The 17173-nt window shown below is 75.4% G+C and carries 15 protein-coding genes; 11 read left to right on the forward strand and 4 right to left on the reverse strand.

Features of this window, described 5'->3' with window-relative positions; all coding sequences use genetic code 11:
• Positions 1 to 4: 4 nt before the first annotated feature.
• Positions 5 to 1132: an ArsA-related P-loop ATPase gene (locus V2S66_RS22335; RefSeq protein ID WP_330797724.1), complete on the reverse strand. Its 1128-nt coding sequence runs from the start codon at positions 1130 to 1132 to the stop codon at positions 5 to 7.
• Positions 1133 to 1213: 81 nt separating this feature from the next.
• On the opposite strand from V2S66_RS22335, the gene V2S66_RS22340 reads away from it, so the two are divergent.
• From V2S66_RS22340 to V2S66_RS22360, 5 genes are all read left to right on the forward strand, one after another.
• Positions 1214 to 1378: a DUF4177 domain-containing protein gene (locus tag V2S66_RS22340; protein WP_073494871.1), complete on the forward strand. Its 165-nt coding sequence runs from the start codon at positions 1214 to 1216 to the stop codon at positions 1376 to 1378.
• A complete protein-coding gene (locus V2S66_RS22345) occupies positions 1375 to 1848 on the forward strand; it encodes a RidA family protein (RefSeq protein ID WP_330797727.1) in 474 nt (157 codons plus the stop codon). Before V2S66_RS22340 ends, V2S66_RS22345 begins: the two co-directional genes overlap by 4 nt.
• A gap of 127 nt (positions 1849 to 1975) precedes the next feature.
• Positions 1976 to 2845 carry an NUDIX hydrolase gene (locus tag V2S66_RS22350; RefSeq protein ID WP_330797729.1) on the forward strand — a complete coding sequence of 290 codons (870 nt, stop codon included), beginning with the start codon at positions 1976 to 1978 and terminating at the stop codon, positions 2843 to 2845.
• Positions 2842 to 3678, forward strand: coding sequence for an MBL fold metallo-hydrolase (locus tag V2S66_RS22355; protein WP_330797731.1), 837 nt, complete (start codon positions 2842 to 2844; stop codon positions 3676 to 3678). Before V2S66_RS22350 ends, V2S66_RS22355 begins: the two co-directional genes overlap by 4 nt.
• Entirely contained in the window at positions 3675 to 4949 is a 1275-nt protein-coding gene (locus tag V2S66_RS22360) for a cytochrome P450 (RefSeq protein WP_330797733.1), read from the forward strand. The genes V2S66_RS22355 and V2S66_RS22360 overlap by 4 nt, the downstream gene beginning before the upstream one ends.
• 637 nt (positions 4950 to 5586) lie before the next feature.
• Here the strand turns inward: V2S66_RS22360 and V2S66_RS22365 are convergent.
• Complete coding sequence (locus V2S66_RS22365; RefSeq protein WP_330797735.1) at positions 5587 to 6414, reverse strand: diacylglycerol kinase family protein; 828 nt, start codon at positions 6412 to 6414, stop codon at positions 5587 to 5589.
• A gap of 134 nt (positions 6415 to 6548) precedes the next feature.
• Between V2S66_RS22365 and V2S66_RS22370 the strand changes: the two genes are divergently transcribed.
• The gene (locus tag V2S66_RS22370) at positions 6549 to 7832 is read left to right on the forward strand and encodes an adenylosuccinate synthase (protein ID WP_330797737.1); all 1284 of its coding nucleotides are present in this window, start codon (positions 6549 to 6551) and stop codon (positions 7830 to 7832) included.
• 67 nt (positions 7833 to 7899) lie between these two features.
• Here the strand turns inward: V2S66_RS22370 and V2S66_RS22375 are convergent, their stop codons facing one another.
• Entirely contained in the window at positions 7900 to 9582 is a 1683-nt protein-coding gene (locus V2S66_RS22375) for a serine/threonine-protein kinase (protein ID WP_330797738.1), read from the reverse strand.
• A gap of 191 nt (positions 9583 to 9773) precedes the next feature.
• Between V2S66_RS22375 and V2S66_RS22380 the strand changes: the two genes are divergently transcribed.
• Positions 9774 to 10514 (forward strand): GntR family transcriptional regulator, encoded by a 741-nt coding sequence (locus V2S66_RS22380; protein ID WP_330797740.1) that lies wholly within the window; start codon positions 9774 to 9776, stop codon positions 10512 to 10514.
• A gap of 30 nt (positions 10515 to 10544) precedes the next feature.
• The gene (locus V2S66_RS22385) at positions 10545 to 11198 is read left to right on the forward strand and encodes a hypothetical protein (RefSeq protein WP_330797742.1); all 654 of its coding nucleotides are present in this window, start codon (positions 10545 to 10547) and stop codon (positions 11196 to 11198) included.
• A gap of 180 nt (positions 11199 to 11378) precedes the next feature.
• On the opposite strand, the gene V2S66_RS22390 is transcribed toward V2S66_RS22385, so the two are convergent.
• Positions 11379 to 12122: an SLATT domain-containing protein gene (locus V2S66_RS22390; RefSeq protein WP_330797744.1), complete on the reverse strand. Its 744-nt coding sequence runs from the start codon at positions 12120 to 12122 to the stop codon at positions 11379 to 11381.
• Between the two features lie 224 nt (positions 12123 to 12346).
• Between V2S66_RS22390 and purD the strand changes: the two genes are divergently transcribed.
• The 3 genes from purD to V2S66_RS22405 all read left to right on the forward strand — a co-directional run bounded on the left by purD (position 12347) and on the right by V2S66_RS22405 (position 17136).
• The gene (gene purD / locus V2S66_RS22395) at positions 12347 to 13630 is read left to right on the forward strand and encodes a phosphoribosylamine--glycine ligase (protein ID WP_330797746.1); all 1284 of its coding nucleotides are present in this window, start codon (positions 12347 to 12349) and stop codon (positions 13628 to 13630) included.
• 289 nt (positions 13631 to 13919) lie between these two features.
• Complete coding sequence (locus V2S66_RS22400; RefSeq protein ID WP_330797748.1) at positions 13920 to 15497, forward strand: hypothetical protein; 1578 nt, start codon at positions 13920 to 13922, stop codon at positions 15495 to 15497.
• 157 nt (positions 15498 to 15654) lie between these two features.
• Positions 15655 to 17136 carry a N,N-dimethylformamidase beta subunit family domain-containing protein gene (locus V2S66_RS22405; RefSeq protein WP_330797750.1) on the forward strand — a complete coding sequence of 494 codons (1482 nt, stop codon included), beginning with the start codon at positions 15655 to 15657 and terminating at the stop codon, positions 17134 to 17136.
• Positions 17137 to 17173: the final 37 nt, after the last annotated feature.

A 17173-nucleotide genomic window follows, 5' to 3' on the forward strand; every position in this document is an offset into this window, starting at 1 on the left:
CCTCTCAGTCCTCGTCGTCCGAATCGTCCACCGAACCGTCCACCGAACCGGCCTCGGCCCCGGCGTCGCCGCTGCCGTCGTCGCGGTCGGCCTCGGCCTCGGCCTCGTCGTCGAAGTCGGCCGCCGGGACGCCCACCACCTGCTTGCGCAGGCGCTCCGCGAGCCGGTAGAGGCCGCCGAGGTCGACGCCGTCGCCGAGCAGCTCCAGCTCCCGCACCGGCAGGCCGAGCCCGGCGATCTCGGCGCGCTGCTCGCGCTCCAGGACCACCCGCTCGGCGTGCTCGTACGCCTGGGCGAGCAGCGGGTCGACCAGGCGCTCCGCGACGCCGCCCCGGCGGGCGCCGCCCAGGCCCGCCTGGGAGAGCGCCTTGGCCACGGCGCTGCGCCGCGGGCCGCCCTCGGCGACCTCGGCCAGCTCCGCGTCGGCCAGCAGCACCGGGCGCAGCATGTTGACGATCACCGTGCCGACCGGCAGGCCCGCCGCGCGCAGCTCGGCGACGCCGTCCATGGTCTCCTGGACCGGCATCTCCTCCAGCAGCGTCACCAGGTGGATGGCGGTCTGCGAGGACTTCAGCACCCGCATCACCGACTGCGCCTGGTTGTGTATCGGGCCCACCCTGGCCAGCCCCGCGACCTCGTCGTTGACGTTGAGGAAGCGGGTGATCCGGCCGGTGGGCGGGGCGTCGAGCACCACCGCGTCGTACACCGGCCAGCCGGCCTTGTCCTTGCGCCGGACCGCCTCGCACACCTTGCCGGTGAGCAGCACGTCGCGCAGGCCGGGCGCGACGGTGGTGGCGAAGTCGATCGCGCCGAGCTTCTTCAGGGCCCGGCCGGCCCGGCCGAGCTTGTAGAACAGGTCGAGGTAGTCCAGCATCGCCAGTTCGGCGTCGATGGCGAGGGCGTGAACCTCGCCGCCGCCCGGGGCCGAGGCGATCTTCCGCTCCGCGTAGGGCAGCGCCTCGGTCTCGAAGAGCTGGGCGATGCCCTGGCGCTCCTCCACCTCCGCGAGCAGCACGGTGCGGCCCTCGGCGGCGAGCGCGAGTGCCAGTGCGGCGGCGACCGTGGTCTTTCCCGTGCCGCCCTTGCCCGTCACGATGTGGAGCCTGACGGCAGATGACTGTTGAGGGCTCACCCTTGCGAGCCTAACCACTCACCGCCCCGGCTACTCGGGTGGCCGACCGGTTCGGCAGGTGACAGGCACTACAGTCGCCGTATGGCGAAGAAGTGGGAATACGCGACCGTGCCGCTGCTCGTGCATGCGACCAAGCAGATCCTCGACACCTGGGGCGAGGACGGCTGGGAGCTGGTGCAGGTCGTGCCGGGCCCGAACAACCCGGAGCAGCTGGTGGCGTACCTCAAGCGGGAGAAGCAGGCATGAGCGGTACGGTCGCGGCGCGCCTCGCCGAGCTGGGACTGACGCTGCCCGAGGTGGTGCCGCCGCTGGCCGCGTACCAGCCGGCGGTGCGCTCCGGGTCGTACGTGTTCACGGCAGGCCAGCTGCCGCTGGTGGACGGCAGGCTGCCGGCCGCCGGCAAGGTCGGCGCGGAGGTCTCACCCGAGGAGGCCCACCGGCTGGCCCGGGTGTGCGCGCTGAACGCGCTGGCCGCGGTGCAGTCCGTGCTCGGTGACCTGGACGCCGTCGAGCGGGTCGTGAAGGTCGTCGGGTTCGTCGCCTCGGCGCCGGACTTCACCGGTCAGCCCGCGGTGGTCAACGGGGCGAGCGAGCTGCTCGGCGAGGTGCTCGGCGAGAAGGGCGTGCACGCGCGCAGCGCGGTCGGCGTGGCGGTGCTGCCGCTCGACGCGCCCGTCGAGGTGGAGATCCAGGTCGAGGTCGCCGCCGGGCGCTGAGCCGTCGGGGCGGTCGCGGGCCGTCGGTGCGGGCGCCGGCCCCTGGCCCGTCCGGCCGGCGCCGGGGGAAGCACGTCCGTCCGGGCGGGGCTCGAAGAAACAGGTCGGGGCACGTAGCCTTCGGGGCATGACGTCGATGGACAGCCCGGGGTTCCCCGCGGCGTGGGCGGAACGCGTCAGGGCGCTGCTGCGCGGCGAGCTGACGCCGGTCGTGCCGCGCGGCGCGGCGACCGTGCTGCTGCTGCGCGACCGGCCCGGCGGCCCCCAGGTGCACATGCTGCGGCGCCGGGTGTCGATGGCCTTCGCCGGGGGCGCCTACGCGTACCCCGGCGGCGGCGTGGACCCGCGCGACGAGCGCCCGGTGCGCTGGGCGGGTCCCGCGCTCGACCGGTGGTCGGCGGTGCTGGGCGTGCCGGAGCGGCGGGCCCAGGCGGTGGTGTGCGCGGCGGTCCGCGAGACCTTCGAGGAGTCCGGCGTGCTGCTGGCGGGGCCGGACGACGGCACGGTGGTGGCCGACACCACCGGCGCCGACTGGGAGGCCGACCGCAAGGCCCTGGTCGCCCACGAACTGGGCTTCGCCGACTTCCTGGCCCGCCGCGAACTCGCGCTGCGCTCCGACCTGCTCGCGCCCTGGGCGCGCTGGATCACGCCGGAGTTCGAGGAGCGGCGCTACGACACCTGGTTCTTCCTGGCGCGGCTGCCGGAGGGCCAGCGCACCCTGGACGTGTCGGCTGAGGCCGACCGCACGGTGTGGCTGCGGCCCGCCGACGGCATCGGCGGGCAGGAGCGCGGCGAGATGGTGATGCTGCCGCCGACCGTGAGCATGCTGCGCGACCTGCTCCCGTACGGGTCGGCGGACGAGGCGCTGGCGGCCGCGGAGGGCCGGGACATGGCCCCGGTGGTGCCGCTCGGCACGGTGGACGCGGACGGCGCGGTACGGCTGACCGTCCCCGGCCTCCCGCGGCTGGACCGCGTGATCGCCGAGGGGGACCGATGACCACCGGGACGACGCCGCCGGGGCGTCCGCAGCCGACGGTGGGCGGGCGGGCGACCGCCCGCGCGCTGAACGTGCTGGCGCCGAACCCCTCGGCCATGACGCTGGACGGCACCAACACCTGGATCGTCGCGGAGCCCGACTCCCCGCTCGCCGTCGTCGTCGACCCCGGCCCGCTGGACGAGGCGCACCTGGCGAACGTGCTGGCCACCGTGGAGCGGACGGGCAAGCGCGTCGCGCTGACCCTGCTGACCCACGGCCACCCCGACCACGCCGAGGGCGCGTCGCGGTTCGCCGAGCTGACCGGCGCGCCGGTACGGGCCCTGGACCCGGCGCTGCGGCTGGGCGAGGAGGGGCTGGGGGAGGGCGACACGGTCACCACCGGCGGCCTGGAGCTGCGGGTGATCGCCACCCCGGGGCACACCGCAGACTCCTTGTGCTTCCATCTGCCCGCGGACGGCGCGGTGCTGACCGGGGACACCGTGCTGGGCCGCGGCACCACCGTGGTCGCGCACCCCGACGGCCGGCTCGGCGACTACCTGGACTCGCTGCGGCGGCTCCAGGCGCTCGCCGTCGACGGCGGCGTGGACACCGTGCTGCCGGGCCACGGGCCGGTGCTCCACGACGCGCGCGGCGCCGTCGAGTTCTACCTCGCGCACCGCGCGCACCGCCTCGCCCAGGTCGAGACCGCCGTCGAGGACGGTCTGCGCACCCCCGAGGCGGTCGTCGCGCACGTCTACGCCGACGTGGACCGCACGCTGTGGCCCGCGGCGGAGCTGTCGGTACGGGCCCAGCTGGACTATCTGGGCGAGCACGGGCTGATCGAGCTGTCATGACGCCCCAGCAACCGTCCGCGTCGCCCGCGTCGCCCACCCTGTCCCCGGCCGCGGCAGCGGCCACGGCGCTGTTCCGGCCGTGGGACCCCGGCTTCGTCGCCGACCCCTACCCGGCCTACGACGCGCTGCGCGACGCCGGCCGCGCGCACTGGTTCGCGCCGACAGGGCAGTGGCTGATCCCGCATCACGACGACGTGAGCGCCCTGCTGCGCGACCGCAGGCTGGGCCGCACGTATCTGCACCGCTTCAGCCACGAGGAGTTCGGCCGGCAGGCGCCGCCGCCCGAGCACGAGCCGTTCACCACGCTCAACGGCGAGGGCATGCTCGACCTGGAGGACCCGGCGCACGGCCGCATCCGGCGGCTGGTGGCGAAGGCGTTCACCCCGCGGATGGTCGAGGACCTCGCGCCGACCGTGCGCAGGCTCGCCGCCGAGCTGGTCGGCTCGCTGTACGCGGACGGCGGCGGCGACCTGCTGGCCCGGGTCGCCGAGCCGCTGCCGGTCGCGGTGATCGCCGAGATGCTGGGCGTGCCGCCGGCCGACCGCGGGTTGCTGCGGCCCTGGTCGGCGGCGATCACCGGCATGTTCGAGCTGAACCCCGGCGCGGAGGCCGCGGCGCTCGCGGTGCGCGCCAGCGAGGAGTTCTCCGCGTATCTGCGCGGGCTGATCGCCGCGCGGCGGCGCGACCCGGGCGAGGACCTGATCAGCGCGCTGATCGCGGCGCACGACGGCGGTGACGTGCTGAGCGAGCAGGAGATGGTCTCCACCTGCGTGCTGCTGCTCAACGCCGGCCACGAGGCAACCGTGAACTCCACGGTGCTGGGCTGGCTGCAGCTCTTCCGCCACCCCGGCCAGCTGGAGCTGCTCGCCCGCGAGCCCGGCCGGCTGGGTGACGCGGTGGAGGAGATGTTCCGCTACGACACGCCGCTGCAGATGTTCGAGCGCTGGGTGCTGGACGACATCGAGGTCGGCGGGCAGGTCGTCCCGCACGGCAGCGAGGTGGCGCTGCTCTTCGGCTCGGCCAACCGCGACCCGGCCCGCTTCCCCGACCCCGCGCGCTTCGACATCACCCGCCCGGCCGCCGGGAACAGGCACGTCACCTTCGGCGCGGGCATCCACTACTGCCTCGGGGCACCGCTCGCCCGGCTCGAACTGGCCGCCTCCTTCGGCACGTTCCTGCGCGAGGCGCCGGGTCTGCGCCTCGTCGAGGAGCCCCGCTGGCGCCCCGGCTACGTCATCCGCGGCCCCGAGGAGCTCCTCGTCACCTGGTAGCAGAGCGGGGCGGGCTCCGCCCGCGCCATCCCCCCAACCGCTCCCCCGCGAAGCTGGGCACGCCCCTCCGGGCTGCGCCCCGCACTTCGGGCTCCGCCCCTGCGCACCTTCGGGCTGCGCCCGCGCACCTCGGGCTGCGCCCGCACTCTCGGGCTGCGCCCGCGCACCTCGGGCTGCGCCCGCGCGCACCTTCGGGCTGCGCCCGGTCGCACCCACTCGCCGGGTCGGCGCGCACATTCACCGGGCGCGACCCCATGGGCACCCCCCCGGGCTGCGCCCGCGCTTGCCCTCCGGGCTCCGCCCGCACCCCGGGCTCTGCCCGAACCCCCGCGAGATGGCACACGTGCACCCACGGGGGCCGCCGCCCGCACCCACTCGCGGGCTGCGCCCGCACCTCGGGCTGCGCCCGCACGTACCCTCCGGGCTGCGCCCGCACCTCGGGCTGCGCCCGCACGTACCCTCCGGGCTGCGCCCGCACCTCGGGCTGCGCCCGCACGTACCCTCCGGGCTGCGCCCGCACCTCGGGCTGCGCCCGCACCTCGGGCTGCGCCCGCACCTCGGGCTGCGCCCGCCCGCACCCACTCGCGGGCTGCGCCCGCACGTACCCACCGGGCTGCGCCCGGTCGGCGCGGTGCGGTCAGCGTGGCACGGTCAGGCGCCAGGCGGACGCCTCGACCGTCCAGGTCCTGGTGCGGACGGGGCCGGTGACGGCGGAGTCCGCGCGGTAGCGGAAGTCGCGGCCGGAGACGGTGACGGTTCGCGCGCTGGCGCGCAGCTGGCCGCCGCCGCCGGTCCTGCGGACCAGGATCTCGGCGAGGCCGGCCGGCGCGGTGCGCACCGAGACCTCGTGCACCGGCTCGTCCAGGTCGGCCAGCAGCACCCCGTCCGCCTCGACGCGCAGCCGCTGGAGGCGCGGCGGCTGGTGGCCGTTGACCGGGATCGGGGAGGTCAGCGTGCGGACCAGGGAGCGGGCGGTCTTCTCGACCGGCGTCCACCAGTGGGCGGAGGTGTGGGCGAGCGGCGCGCCGCACGGCATGCTGAGCGCGCCCAGCACGATGCCGCCGCTCTCGTCGACCAGCAGGTCGAGGTCGCGGGCGATGCCGTCGAGGACCGCGCGGGCCGCCGCGGGCACCTGCTCGGGGACGCCGAGCGCGCGGGCCAGCGCGGAGTGCGGCCCGATCGGCACCAGCGACAGCGTCGCGTCCTGGAGGGTGCGGTCCCGGCGCAGCGCGCGGACCGTGCGCAGCAGGGCCGCGTCGTCGCCGAGCAGCACCGGGTGGCGGCGGCCGCGGTGGGCCAGCGCGTGCTCGGCCTCCTCCGCGGTCTGCGGGAAGACGATCTTGACGGAGGGCGCCCCGGCGCACAGCACGTCCTTGGCGATCCGCACGGATTCGCCGTCGGTCGCACGGGCCGCGGGGTCGATGACGACGAGCAGGGGATGCCCGGCCGGGACGTGAGCCGACACCTTGGTCCTTCCTCAGGTAAAATCTCGGTGCAAGAGCCCCTTGCGCCGATGCGTCAGGGGCTTCGTCTATTCCGGGGCAGGTTCGACGGCTCTCTGCACGTTGGACATGCCCCGCCCGGAAGGGGTGTACGCCTGTGCCCGCACTTGTGCTGCTCGGTGCTCAGTGGGGTGACGAGGGCAAGGGGAAGGCCACCGACCTGCTCGGTGGCTCTGTGGACTACGTGGTGCGTTACCAGGGCGGCAACAACGCCGGCCACACGGTCGTCGTCGGCGACCAGAAGTACGCACTGCACCTGCTCCCCTCCGGAATCCTTTCACCGGGGTGCACCCCGGTGATCGGCAACGGTGTCGTGGTCGACCCTGCGGTCCTGCTCTCCGAGCTGAGCGGGCTGCAGGCGCGCGGCATCGACACGTCCAAGCTGCTGATCAGCGGGAACGCCCATCTGATCACGCCCTACCACCAGACGCTCGACAAGGTCACCGAGCGGTTCCTGGGCCAGCGCAAGATCGGCACCACCGGGCGCGGCATCGGGCCGGCCTACGCGGACAAGATCAACCGCGTCGGCATCCGGGTCCAGGACCTCTTCGACGAGTCGATCCTCCGGCAGAAGGTCGACGCGGCGCTCCAGGACAAGAACCAGATCCTGGTCAAGATCTTCAACCGCCGCGCGATGAGCACCGACCAGGTCGTCGAGGAGTACCTCGGCTACGCCGAGCAGATCAGGGGCTTCGTCGCGGATACCACGCTGATCCTCAACGACGCGCTGGACGCGGGCAAGGTCGTGCTGATGGAGGGCGGGCAGGGCACGCTCCTGGACGTCGACCACGGCACCTATCCCTTCGTCACCTCGTCCAACCCCACCTCGGGCGGCGCCTGCACCGGCAGCGGGGTCGGGCCGACCAAGATCACCCGCGTGATCGGCATCCTCAAGGCCTACACCACGCGGGTCGGATCGGGTCCCTTCCCGACCGAACTCCTCGATGACGACGGCGAGAAGCTGCGCCAGATCGGCGGCGAGTTCGGCGTCACGACCGGCCGCAACCGGCGCTGCGGCTGGTTCGACGCGGTCATCGCCCGCTACGCCACGCGGGTGAACGGGCTGACCGACTTCTTCCTCACCAAGCTCGACGTGCTCACCGGCTGGGAGCAGATCCCGGTCTGCGTCGCCTACGAGATCGACGGCCGCCGGGTGGAGGAACTCCCCTACAGCCAGAGTGACTTCCACCACGCCAAGCCGATCTACGAGTACCTGCCCGGCTGGTCGGAGAACATCACCGGGGCCAAGACGGTCGCCGACCTGCCGGCGAACGCCCAGGCGTACGTCAAGGCGCTGGAGGAGATGTCCGGCGCGCCGATCTCCGCGATCGGCGTCGGCCCCGGCCGCACCGAGACCATCGAGGTCAACTCCTTCCTCTGATCACTGATCACTGATCCCCTGAGGTGAGCCGCCGCGGGGTAAGCCCCGCCCGCACTGCGGGCGGGGCTTACCCCGTCTTCTCGTACGTCAGCGGGGACCGGCCCGCGTCGGCGGTGGCGCGGCGCAGATGGGTGGGGTCGAGCAGGGTCAGCGAGGTCGCCTCGCCCGGCAGGCACGAGGTGGCCGGCTCACCGCGGGTCACCTGCGACGGGCTCAGCTGAACCGGCGGCCCGGCCGCCGTCACCCGCATCGTCCACGCGCAGCTGTACGAGGGCCCGTCGCCGGTCAGCCGCACCGAGCCGTCCGCGCCCACCGTCAGGACGCGGGTGTTGACGCCCGGCGTGCTGCTGTCGAAGGTCGTCCGCCAGGTGCCGACCATGTCCGCGGGCGGCCGCGTCCCGGCGCCCGCGCCCTGGTCTCCGGTGGCCTCGCCGGGGGCGCCTCCGGTGGTCGCGCCCGCGGAGGGCGCGGTCGACACCGGAGCGGAGGAGGCGGTGGCCGGCCGTCCGTCCCCGCCGGTCCCGCCGTCGTGCTGCCGGGCGAGGACGAACGCCGTCGCCCCCGTGGCGAGCAGCGCGAGAACCGCCGCGACGGCGAGCGAGCGCCCGCGGCCGGTCCTGCGCCGCGGCGTCGCGGCGGCACCCGGCTCCGGGCTCGGGCTCGGGTTCGGACCGGGACCGGGGCCGGGCGGCGGATAGTCCGCCGGCCGCTCCACGTATGTCGCCTCGTGCGCCTCCCGCGCCTCCCGCGCCGCGCGCTCCCCGGACTGCCCGGTCCGCCCCGGCACCGCCGGCCCCGGCGTGAGCGAGATCATCGGCAGCGAGCCCGTCTCGACCTCCTCCAGTTCCAGCAGCCGCACCGCCTGGCGGCCCAGCTGGGCCACGATCGCGCCGGGCAGCCACGGCTCGCCGTCCGGGACCCGCGGTTCGCCGAAGGCGGCGAGACGTTCCTGCACCGCGTCGAGCGACGGCCGCAGCTCCGGCTCCTTGACCAGGCACGCCGCGACCAGCTCGCGCAGCGGCGCGGGCACCGCGTCCAGGTCCGGCGGCTCCTGCACGATGCGGAACATCTGCGCGTGCACCCCGCTGCTCGCCGCGCCGAACGGCTGCAGCCCGGTGGCCGCGTACGCCAGCACCGAGCCCAGGCAGAAGACGTCACAGGCCGGCGTGACGCGGTCGCCCCTGACCTGTTCCGGCGACATGAAGGCCGGCGAGCCGACCATCGCGCCGGTGTAGGTGACCGCGCCGTCGTCGGTGACGGTCTCCAGAGCGCGCGCGATGCCGAAGTCGATCACCCGCGGCCCGTCGATGGTGACCATCACATTGGAGGGTTTGAGATCGCGGTGCACAAGACCCGCCGCGTGGATGTCGGCCAGCGCGTGGGCCAGGCCGACCGCGAGCACCCGCACCGACGCCACCGGCAGCGGCCCGTAGCCCTTGGCGACGACCTGGTGCAGCGAGGGACCCGCGACGTAGCCGGTGGCGACCCACGGGACCGCCGCCTCGGTGTCCGCGTCGAGCACCGGAGCGGTCCACGCGCCGCCGACCCTGCGGGCCGCCTGCACCTCGCGCCGGAAGCGGGCCCGGAACTCGTCCTGCTCGGCCAGCTCGGCGCGGACCAGCTTCACCGCCACCGTGCGGCCGCGCGGCGATCGGGCCAGATAGACCCGGCCCATGCCGCCGGCGCCGAGGCGGCCCATCAGCCGGTACGCGCCGATCCACCGCGGATCGTCGCTCCTCAGCTCGTCCATGCCCCTCGCCCCCGCCCCCGCGCGCTGCCGCCGCGGCTCACTCGTACGGGCGAAGACTATGCGTACGAACGCCACGCGGTGAGGGGTGGTGCTCCGGCGCGCCGCGGGCCCGGAACGGACGCCGCGAGCGCCCGGCGCACGCTCGCCTAAGGTGTGGGGGTCACACGCGTGTACGAGTGAGGGAGCGATTTATGCGGGAGGGCGGCGGAACGCCCGTGCGGCGCAGCAGCCTGCGCCAGCAGATCGCCGACGCCCTGCGCGACGAGATCCTCACCGGCCGGCTCCAGGCCGGCCGGCGCTTCACCGTCAAGGAGATCGCCGAGACCTACGGCGTCTCCGCGACCCCCGTGCGCGAGGCGCTGGTCGACCTCGCCGCGCAGGGGCTCCTGGAGGTCGAGCAGCACCGCGGCTTCCAGGTCCGCCGCTTCACCGCCGCCGACTTCCACTCGCTGACCGAGGCCCGCGCCTTCGTGGTCGACGCCGCCTTCCGCTGGATGGGCGAGCACGGCATGGGCGACCTGCCGGCCGACTCCCTCGCCTCGGTACGGCGCCGCGCCGAGGCCGCCGCACGCGCCGCCAGGACCGGCGTCCTGGACGTGCTGATCGGCTGCGACCTGAGGTTCTGGGGGGAGCTGGCGGCGATCAACGGCAACCCGCACCTGTGCGAGTTCCTCGACCGCATCCGCACCCAGACCTGGATCTACGCGGTGCCGCACCTGCGCGCGCTGCCGGACCTCGCCGGGGTGTGCTGGTCGGAGCACGTCGCGCTGGTCGACGCGGTCGCCGCGCGCGACACCGCGCAGGCCCAGCGGCTCACCCACGAGTACCACGTGCACCACTGCGCGCTCATCGAACGGCTCGCCCCCACCCGCGCCGCCGAGAACGCCCCGGGGAGTGACGCGCCGCTGACGGGAGGGCCCTCGGCGATTTAGGCTGGACGCCCCCGACCGGATGGAGTGTTCGTGGCCTGCGACCTGTGGCTCGTGCCGCTCGTGGACGTGCTCTGCCACAGCCCGGATAACCCGTTCTCCGAGGAACTCGCGCGATACGACAAGGCGTTGACCGACGCCGGGCAGCCGCCGGTACCCGTCTACAGCTACATGCCCGGCCTGTCCGGCGACGTGGCGCCGGTGGCCTGCTTCGACTACGACGCGCTGCACTTCCTGCGCCGCGCCTACCTGCTGAGCCTCCAGGGCCTCGAAGTCACCCCCGTCGACGCGCTCGGCGGCGACTACGAGCAGCTGCTGGAGATGTTCGAGGAGACCGCTCAGCGCTCCCACCTCGTCTGGCACTACGACCACGCCGGCGCGTACGTGCCGCTGGACTTCCCGCAGCCCGTCGTCAACGACGAACTCCTCGAGGGCGGCGGCCCGCTCGGCTCCAGCCACGGGCTGCTGCGCGAGCTGGAGTTCGTCGCCCCCGCGATCGGCATCGACCCGGCCAACCCGCCCGCCGCGCCGGCCCCGCCGGAGCGCCACACCACCCTCGAGGAACCCGCCCTGAACCCCGCGACCGTCGCCGCGGGCCCCTTCGCCCGCGAACTCCACGTCTGGCTCGGCCTGCACGCGGCGGCGACGCGCTCGCTGGGCCAGGGCTCGATGATCGTCTTCAGCTGAGCGGGCGCTGCCCGCGCACGCCCACCCGGCCCTGAGCGTCCCGCCGTGCGGGCGGCGAGCCGACGGGCCCGCCGGAAAGAGCGGAGCACCGCGGAAGAGCTGACCTCCCGACGGACCGTCCCCCGTCGGCGTACCCCCCGGCGTGCGGCCCGGCGTGTTCCGGGCCCCGTGCCGGCGGGGTCAGCGCGGGGTCTCCGGGGGGCGTTGGCGCGGCATGCTCGGGCGGGTGCCGGGGTGGGCGAGGCGGGGCGCGGCCGGGGCGTCGGCGCGGGCGGACCAGGCCGCGGACTGGGTGCGCAACGGGCCCGCGGCGGCGCGCGCGCCGAAGTCGAGCATCCAGTCGGCTGTCTCGGCGCGGACCAGGTCGGCGACGTCGTCGCCGAACCGCCGCAGGATCGCCAGGCAGCGTTCGGCGGCCTCCGCCGCGGTGCCCTCGGTCGGCCCGAGCACCTCGCGGACGCTCTCCGACGCCCAGTCGAAGCGCAGCGTCTCCAGCCGCCGCTGGACCGCCTGCGCGGTCGCCACGTCGCGCATCCAGCCGGAGGTGAGCCCGAGCACCCGGTCGAAGGCGACGCAGACCGCGGCGAGCAGCAGCGCCACGTACCCCCACGCGGCGGTGCGGTCGGCCGCCCCGATCACCTCGCTGAGCGGCAGCGCCGCGCCCGCCGCGGCGCAGCAGGCCGCCGCGAGCCGCAGCGCACGGGCGCCGCGCCGCTTCCAGCGGCGGTCGTCGAGATACCACTGCGCGGTGCGCAGCGCGCCCTCCTCGGCCCAGCGGTACAGCTCCTGCAGGCGCTGCGCGGGCTCGCCCCAGTCGCCCAGCGGGAAGGGCAGCGCCCGCAGGTCCTCGCTCTGGTGGTGCAGCGCCCGCCGCGCAGGCTCCTCCCGGGGTGTCTCCTCGGGGGACTTGTCCGGCTGGCTCACTGCACGCTCCCTCGTACGACCGGCGACGGCGGGCCGTGACGGCTCTTCACGGCGGCCCGCCCTCCCGGTATGGAGCTCTCTTCTACCGCCGAACGGGCGAGCGTGGCGATGGGATGCCGGGATTTCCGCCCGTACGGGCAGCGTGGTCGGGTATGGGCCCTCTTCGGCGGTCGCCCGAAAGAGTGAGGTCGGCCGCGCCGCGCGGGCCCACTACCCTGGTGCCCGTGAAGGTCCTCGTCATCGGCGGCGGCGCCCGCGAACACGCCCTGTGCCGCTCTCTGTCCCTCGACCCCGACGTGACGGCGCTGCACTGCGCGCCGGGCAACGCAGGCATCGCTGAGGTCGCCGCGGTGCACCCGGTCGACGCGCTGGACGGCGCCGCGGTCGCGGAGCTCGCCGTGTCGCTGCGCGCCGACTTCGTCATCGTGGGTCCGGAGGCGCCTTTGGTGGCCGGGGTCGCCGACGCGGTGCGCCGGGCGGGCGTCGACTGCTTCGGCCCGTCGCGGGAGGCCGCGGCCCTGGAGGGCTCGAAGGCCTTCGCCAAGGACGTGATGGCCGCGGCCGGCGTGCCGACCGCGCGCTCCTACGTGTGCGACACGGCCGAGCGGATCGACGCCGCGCTGGACGCCTTCGGCGCGCCGTACGTCGTCAAGGACGACGGGCTGGCGGCGGGCAAGGGCGTCGTCGTCACCGGCGACCTGGACGTGGCGCGGGCGCACGCGCTGGCGTGCGTGGGCGCGGACGGCGGCGGCCCGCGCGGCAGCGTGGTCATCGAGGAGTACCTCGACGGCCCCGAGGTGTCGCTGTTCGCGGTGACCGACGGCGAGACGATCGTGCCGCTGCAGCCCGCACAGGACTTCAAGCGGGCGCTGGACGGCGACGAGGGCCCCAACACCGGCGGCATGGGCGCGTACTCGCCGCTGCCGTGGGCGGACCCGCGGCTGGTCGACGAGGTCTCCAGGACGGTGCTGCAGCCGACCGTCGACGAACTGCGCCGCCGCGGCACGCCCTTCGCCGGGCTGCTCTACGCGGGCCTGGCGATCACCTCGCGCGGTGTGCGGGTGATCGAGTTCAACGCGCGCTTCGGGGACCCCGAGACCCAGGTGGTGCTCGCCCGGCTGCGGACGCCGCTGGCCGGGCTGCTGCGGGCGGCCGCCACCGGGCAGCTCGCCGCGTTCCCGGCGCTGCGCTGGAGCGAGGGCGCGGCCGTCACCGTGGTCATCGCATCGCACAACTACCCGGACGCGCCGCGCACCGGCGACCCGATCGGCGGCCTCGCCGACGTCGCGGAGAAGGACGAGCACGCCTACGTGCTGCACGCCGGGACCCGCGCGGAGGCCGACGGGAGCGTCGTGTCGGCCGGCGGGCGGGTGCTGTCGGTCACCGCGACGGCCTCCGATCTCACCGCCGCCCGTGAGCGCGCGTACCGCGCGGTCGACCGCATCACCCTGGACGGCTCCCACCACCGCACCGACATCGCAGCCCAGGCCGCCGTCCCCACCGCCTGACCGCCGGCCTGACCGCGCGCCCGCCCGACCGCCTGCCCGCGGGGGCGGGCGCCGCCGTGCCAGGACCACCGGCCGACGGGGGCGGGTCGAGGGCAAAGCCACTCCAAGGAGTGATGACTGGGCCATCCGGATGACTCCTCCGGGGAGCCCAACTAGGGTGCCCGGAAGGCGCACCGCGGGACATTGCGGCAATCAGCCGTACGGCATTGCGATGTCGGTACACGGTGCGACAGTGGGGGGAGGCCGTCACCGAGGCGGCCGCCGCTGGAGCACTGGGGGTGAGCCGCCGATGGCCGGAGAAGCCGGTGAGGCCGTTGCGCGGGCCCGCGCCCTGGCGGTTCTGCGGGTCCGGGGCGCCGCCGTGGGACTCGCGCTGCTGCCCGCCGCCGCGGCCGTGGTGCTGCACGCGGAGTCGCTGGCCGGTCGCGTCGGCGCGGACTGGGACGGCGTGCGCTGGGGCGTCACCGCAGCCGCGCTCGTGGTGCTCGCGGTGGCCGCCGCCATCGCCGCGGTGATCACCCGGGCCAAGCCCGCGGTCACCCCGACGGTGCCGGTCGGGCGCACGTCCGCGCCGGACCTCTACCGGCTGGTGCAGGACCTCGCGGAGCGGCTCCAGGTGCCGGCGCCCGGCGCGATAGAGCTGACCCCGGACTGCGACAGCTGGCTGGAGCCCGCGGAGGGACCCGCCTCGGCGCGGCCCGAGCCGGTGCTGGTCATCGGCTCGCCGTTCCTGTGGTGGATGCGGGTGGCGGAGCTGCGGGCGCTGCTCGCCCCGGTGGTGGCCGGCACCGCGCCGGCCGCGGACCCGGAGATATCGGCCGCCCGCCGTTTCCTGCGCGGGCTCGACGCGGCCGCGGGGGTCGCGGCGGGCGGGCGCTCGGTGCTGCTGAAACCGGCCAGGGCCGTCCTCGGCGGGACCGTGCGGCTGCTGCTGCGCGGCTGCCGGGTGCACGCGGGCGAGATGGAGCGCGCGGTCGCCGCGGCCTGCTCGGAGCGGGCGCAGGCGGTCGACTACGGGCTGCGGATCGTCGCCCAGGAGCAGGTCGGCCTGGCCTACGCGGGCTGGGACCGGCTGCTGACCAGGGTCGCGCTGCCCGCGTGGCGGATGGGCCGCTGGCCGGCCCGGCTCGACGCGGGGGTGGTGGCCGCGCTCACCGAGCTGTCCCGGCGCGACCGGCTGGCCGAGGGGTTCGAGTCCCGGCTCGGCGAGCGGCCTGCGTGCGACCTGCTGGAGGAGCCGGGCACCGTCGACGAGGCGATCTCGCTGCTCGCCGCCCGGCTCTTCCACGGCGGGCCCGCGCGGCCGGGAGCCGGCTGGGCGCCGGTGAGCTGGGCGCGCTATCCGGAAGAGGTCGTGGAGCGGATCTGGCGCGAGGAGGCCGCCCGGCTGGCGCGGGTCCTGGCGGAGGAGGGCGCGGACGCGGTGGCGCCGAGGCGGCCGCCGGTGCCGGGACGCGGCAGCGGGGTGCTCGTCGGCGAGGGCGGCGGCACCACCCTCGGGCGCCTGGTGGAGCGGCTGGCGGCGGGCGGCGCCGAGGAGGCCGCCGCGCGCCTGGAGGGCGAGGCCCTGCGAGCGGCCGCCGCGGTGCCCGCGGCGGTGTGCGAGCTGATGCCGGCGCGGACCGGCCGCGAGCTGCTGGCGGAGCACGTGGTCGCGGCGGTGTGCTGCGCGGTGCTGGACACCGCGGGCGGCGTGGCCGGTCTCGACTGGCTGGACGGCCCCGCGCTGCTGGTCGGCGGGGTGCGCAGGACCTCCGAACTGGCGGGCCCGGTGGCCCGCCTGGTCGACCACGCGGACCCGGCGCCGCTGCGCGACCTGACCGCAGCGTGGGGCGTGCGCGCGGACGCCCCGCTCGACCTGGGCTGAAACCGACGGGGGCGAAAAAGGCCGGGGGAAACCGTACGAACGGTGACCGGCGACGGACGTTGTGTGATGTGCTGGGCACGGCAGCCGCACCGTTGCCCCGACGCCGGCCCGGTCTGAGGGCGGCGGGGGCGCGTGGGGGCGCGGGGGAGGGAGCGACGTGGCGCAGAGCAGACGCTGGGAGTCGGGGGCGCTGGCGCACGGCGTCTCGGACCCGTTCGGTCAGGGGCCGCTGCCGTGGCTGCGCGGCGAGCCGCAGTATCCGGACGACGAGTACCAGGACGTCCCCTGGTACGTGGACCTCGCGGCGAGCAACGGGAAGGCGCCGCGGCGCCCGCATCTGCCGGGCCCGCGCACCGCGGACGACGTGCGGCGCCAGATCAAGGGGTTCACCGCGCACGGCGCGGTCGTGCCGGGCTCCTCGATCGACTTCAGGATCACCGTCGATCCGCCGCAGGAGTTCACCGTCGACGTGTACCGGATCGGGCACTACGGCGGGGACGGCGCGGCCCAGGTGTCGGCCAGTCCGCGGCTGTCCGGAATCGCGCAGCCGACGCCGCTGGCGGCCGGCAGAACCGTTTCCTGTCACCACTGGTGGCAGTCCTGGCGGCTGCACGTCCCGTCGTACTGGAAGACCGGCGCCTACGTGGCGGTGCTCACCACCGCCGACGGCTACCGCAGCCATGTGCCGTTCACCGTGCGGGACCTGGACGCGCCCGCCGACCTGCTGCTGCTGCTCCCCGACATCACCTGGCAGGCGTACAACCTGTATCCCGAGGACGGCAGGACCGGGGCGAGCCTGTACCACGCGTGGGACGGCGAGGGCCGGCTGCTCGGCGAGGAGGAGGCGGCCACCACGGTCTCCTTCGACCGGCCGTACGCGGGCGCCGGCCTGCCGCTGCACATCGGCCACGCCTACGACTTCGTGCGGTTCGCCGAGCGCTACGGCTACGACCTGGCGTACGCCGACGCGCGCGACCTGCACGCCGGCCGGGTGGACCCGACCCGCTACCGGGGCCTGGTCTTCCCCGGCCACGACGAGTACTGGTCGCCGCCGATGCGACGGGCCGCCGAGGAAGCCCGCGCGGCCGGCACCTCGCTGGTGTTCCTCTCCGCGAACACCATGTACTGGCAGGTCGACCTGGCGCCGTCGCCGACCGGCGACCGGGACCGGCTGCTCAGCTGCCGCAAGCGCCGCGGCTCGCCGCCCGGCCGCACCGCGCTCTGGCGCGACCAGGGCGAGCCGGAGCAGCTGCTGATCGGCGTGCAGTACGCCGGCCGGGTGCCGCAGCCCTCGCCGATGATCGTGCGGAACGCCGGCCACTGGCTGTGGGACGCCACCGGCGCCGCCGAGGGCGACGAGATCCCGGGCCTGGTCGCGGGCGAGGCGGACCACTACTTCCCGCGGGTGCCGTTGCCGGAGTCCACCGAGCGCATCCTGCTGGCCCATTCGCCGTACGAGTCCGCGGACGGCAAACGCTGCCACCAGGAGACCTCGCTGTACCGCGCACCGAGCGGCGCGTACGTCTTCGCGTCCGGGACGTTCGCCTGGTCGCCGGCGCTGGACCGGCCGGGCCATGTGGACGCCAGGATCCAGCGCGCCACCGCCAATCTGCTCGACCGGATCTGCAAGCACGACTGACCTCCCGGAGCCGGGTCCGCGGCCGTACGGAAGAATC

Source organism: Actinacidiphila polyblastidii (genome assembly GCF_036353415.1).
Classification (GTDB): Bacteria; Actinomycetota; Actinomycetes; order Streptomycetales; family Streptomycetaceae; genus Actinacidiphila; species Actinacidiphila polyblastidii.

What these genes read in the sequence shown, in the direction of transcription:
- V2S66_RS22380 (WP_330797740.1), top strand. Translation starts at nt 9,774, where the DNA reads ATGCGGGAGGGCGGCGGAACGCCCGTGCGGCGCAGCAGCCTGCGCCAG.
- V2S66_RS22355 (WP_330797731.1), top strand. Translation starts at nt 2,842, where the DNA reads ATGACCACCGGGACGACGCCGCCGGGGCGTCCGCAGCCGACGGTGGGC.
- V2S66_RS22340 (WP_073494871.1), top strand. Translation starts at nt 1,214, where the DNA reads ATGGCGAAGAAGTGGGAATACGCGACCGTGCCGCTGCTCGTGCATGCG.
- V2S66_RS22345 (WP_330797727.1), top strand. Translation starts at nt 1,375, where the DNA reads ATGAGCGGTACGGTCGCGGCGCGCCTCGCCGAGCTGGGACTGACGCTG.
- V2S66_RS22375 (WP_330797738.1), bottom strand. Translation starts at nt 9,582, where the DNA reads ATGGACGAGCTGAGGAGCGACGATCCGCGGTGGATCGGCGCGTACCGG.
- V2S66_RS22400 (WP_330797748.1), top strand. Translation starts at nt 13,920, where the DNA reads ATGGCCGGAGAAGCCGGTGAGGCCGTTGCGCGGGCCCGCGCCCTGGCG.
- V2S66_RS22350 (WP_330797729.1), top strand. Translation starts at nt 1,976, where the DNA reads ATGACGTCGATGGACAGCCCGGGGTTCCCCGCGGCGTGGGCGGAACGC.
- V2S66_RS22360 (WP_330797733.1), top strand. Translation starts at nt 3,675, where the DNA reads ATGACGCCCCAGCAACCGTCCGCGTCGCCCGCGTCGCCCACCCTGTCC.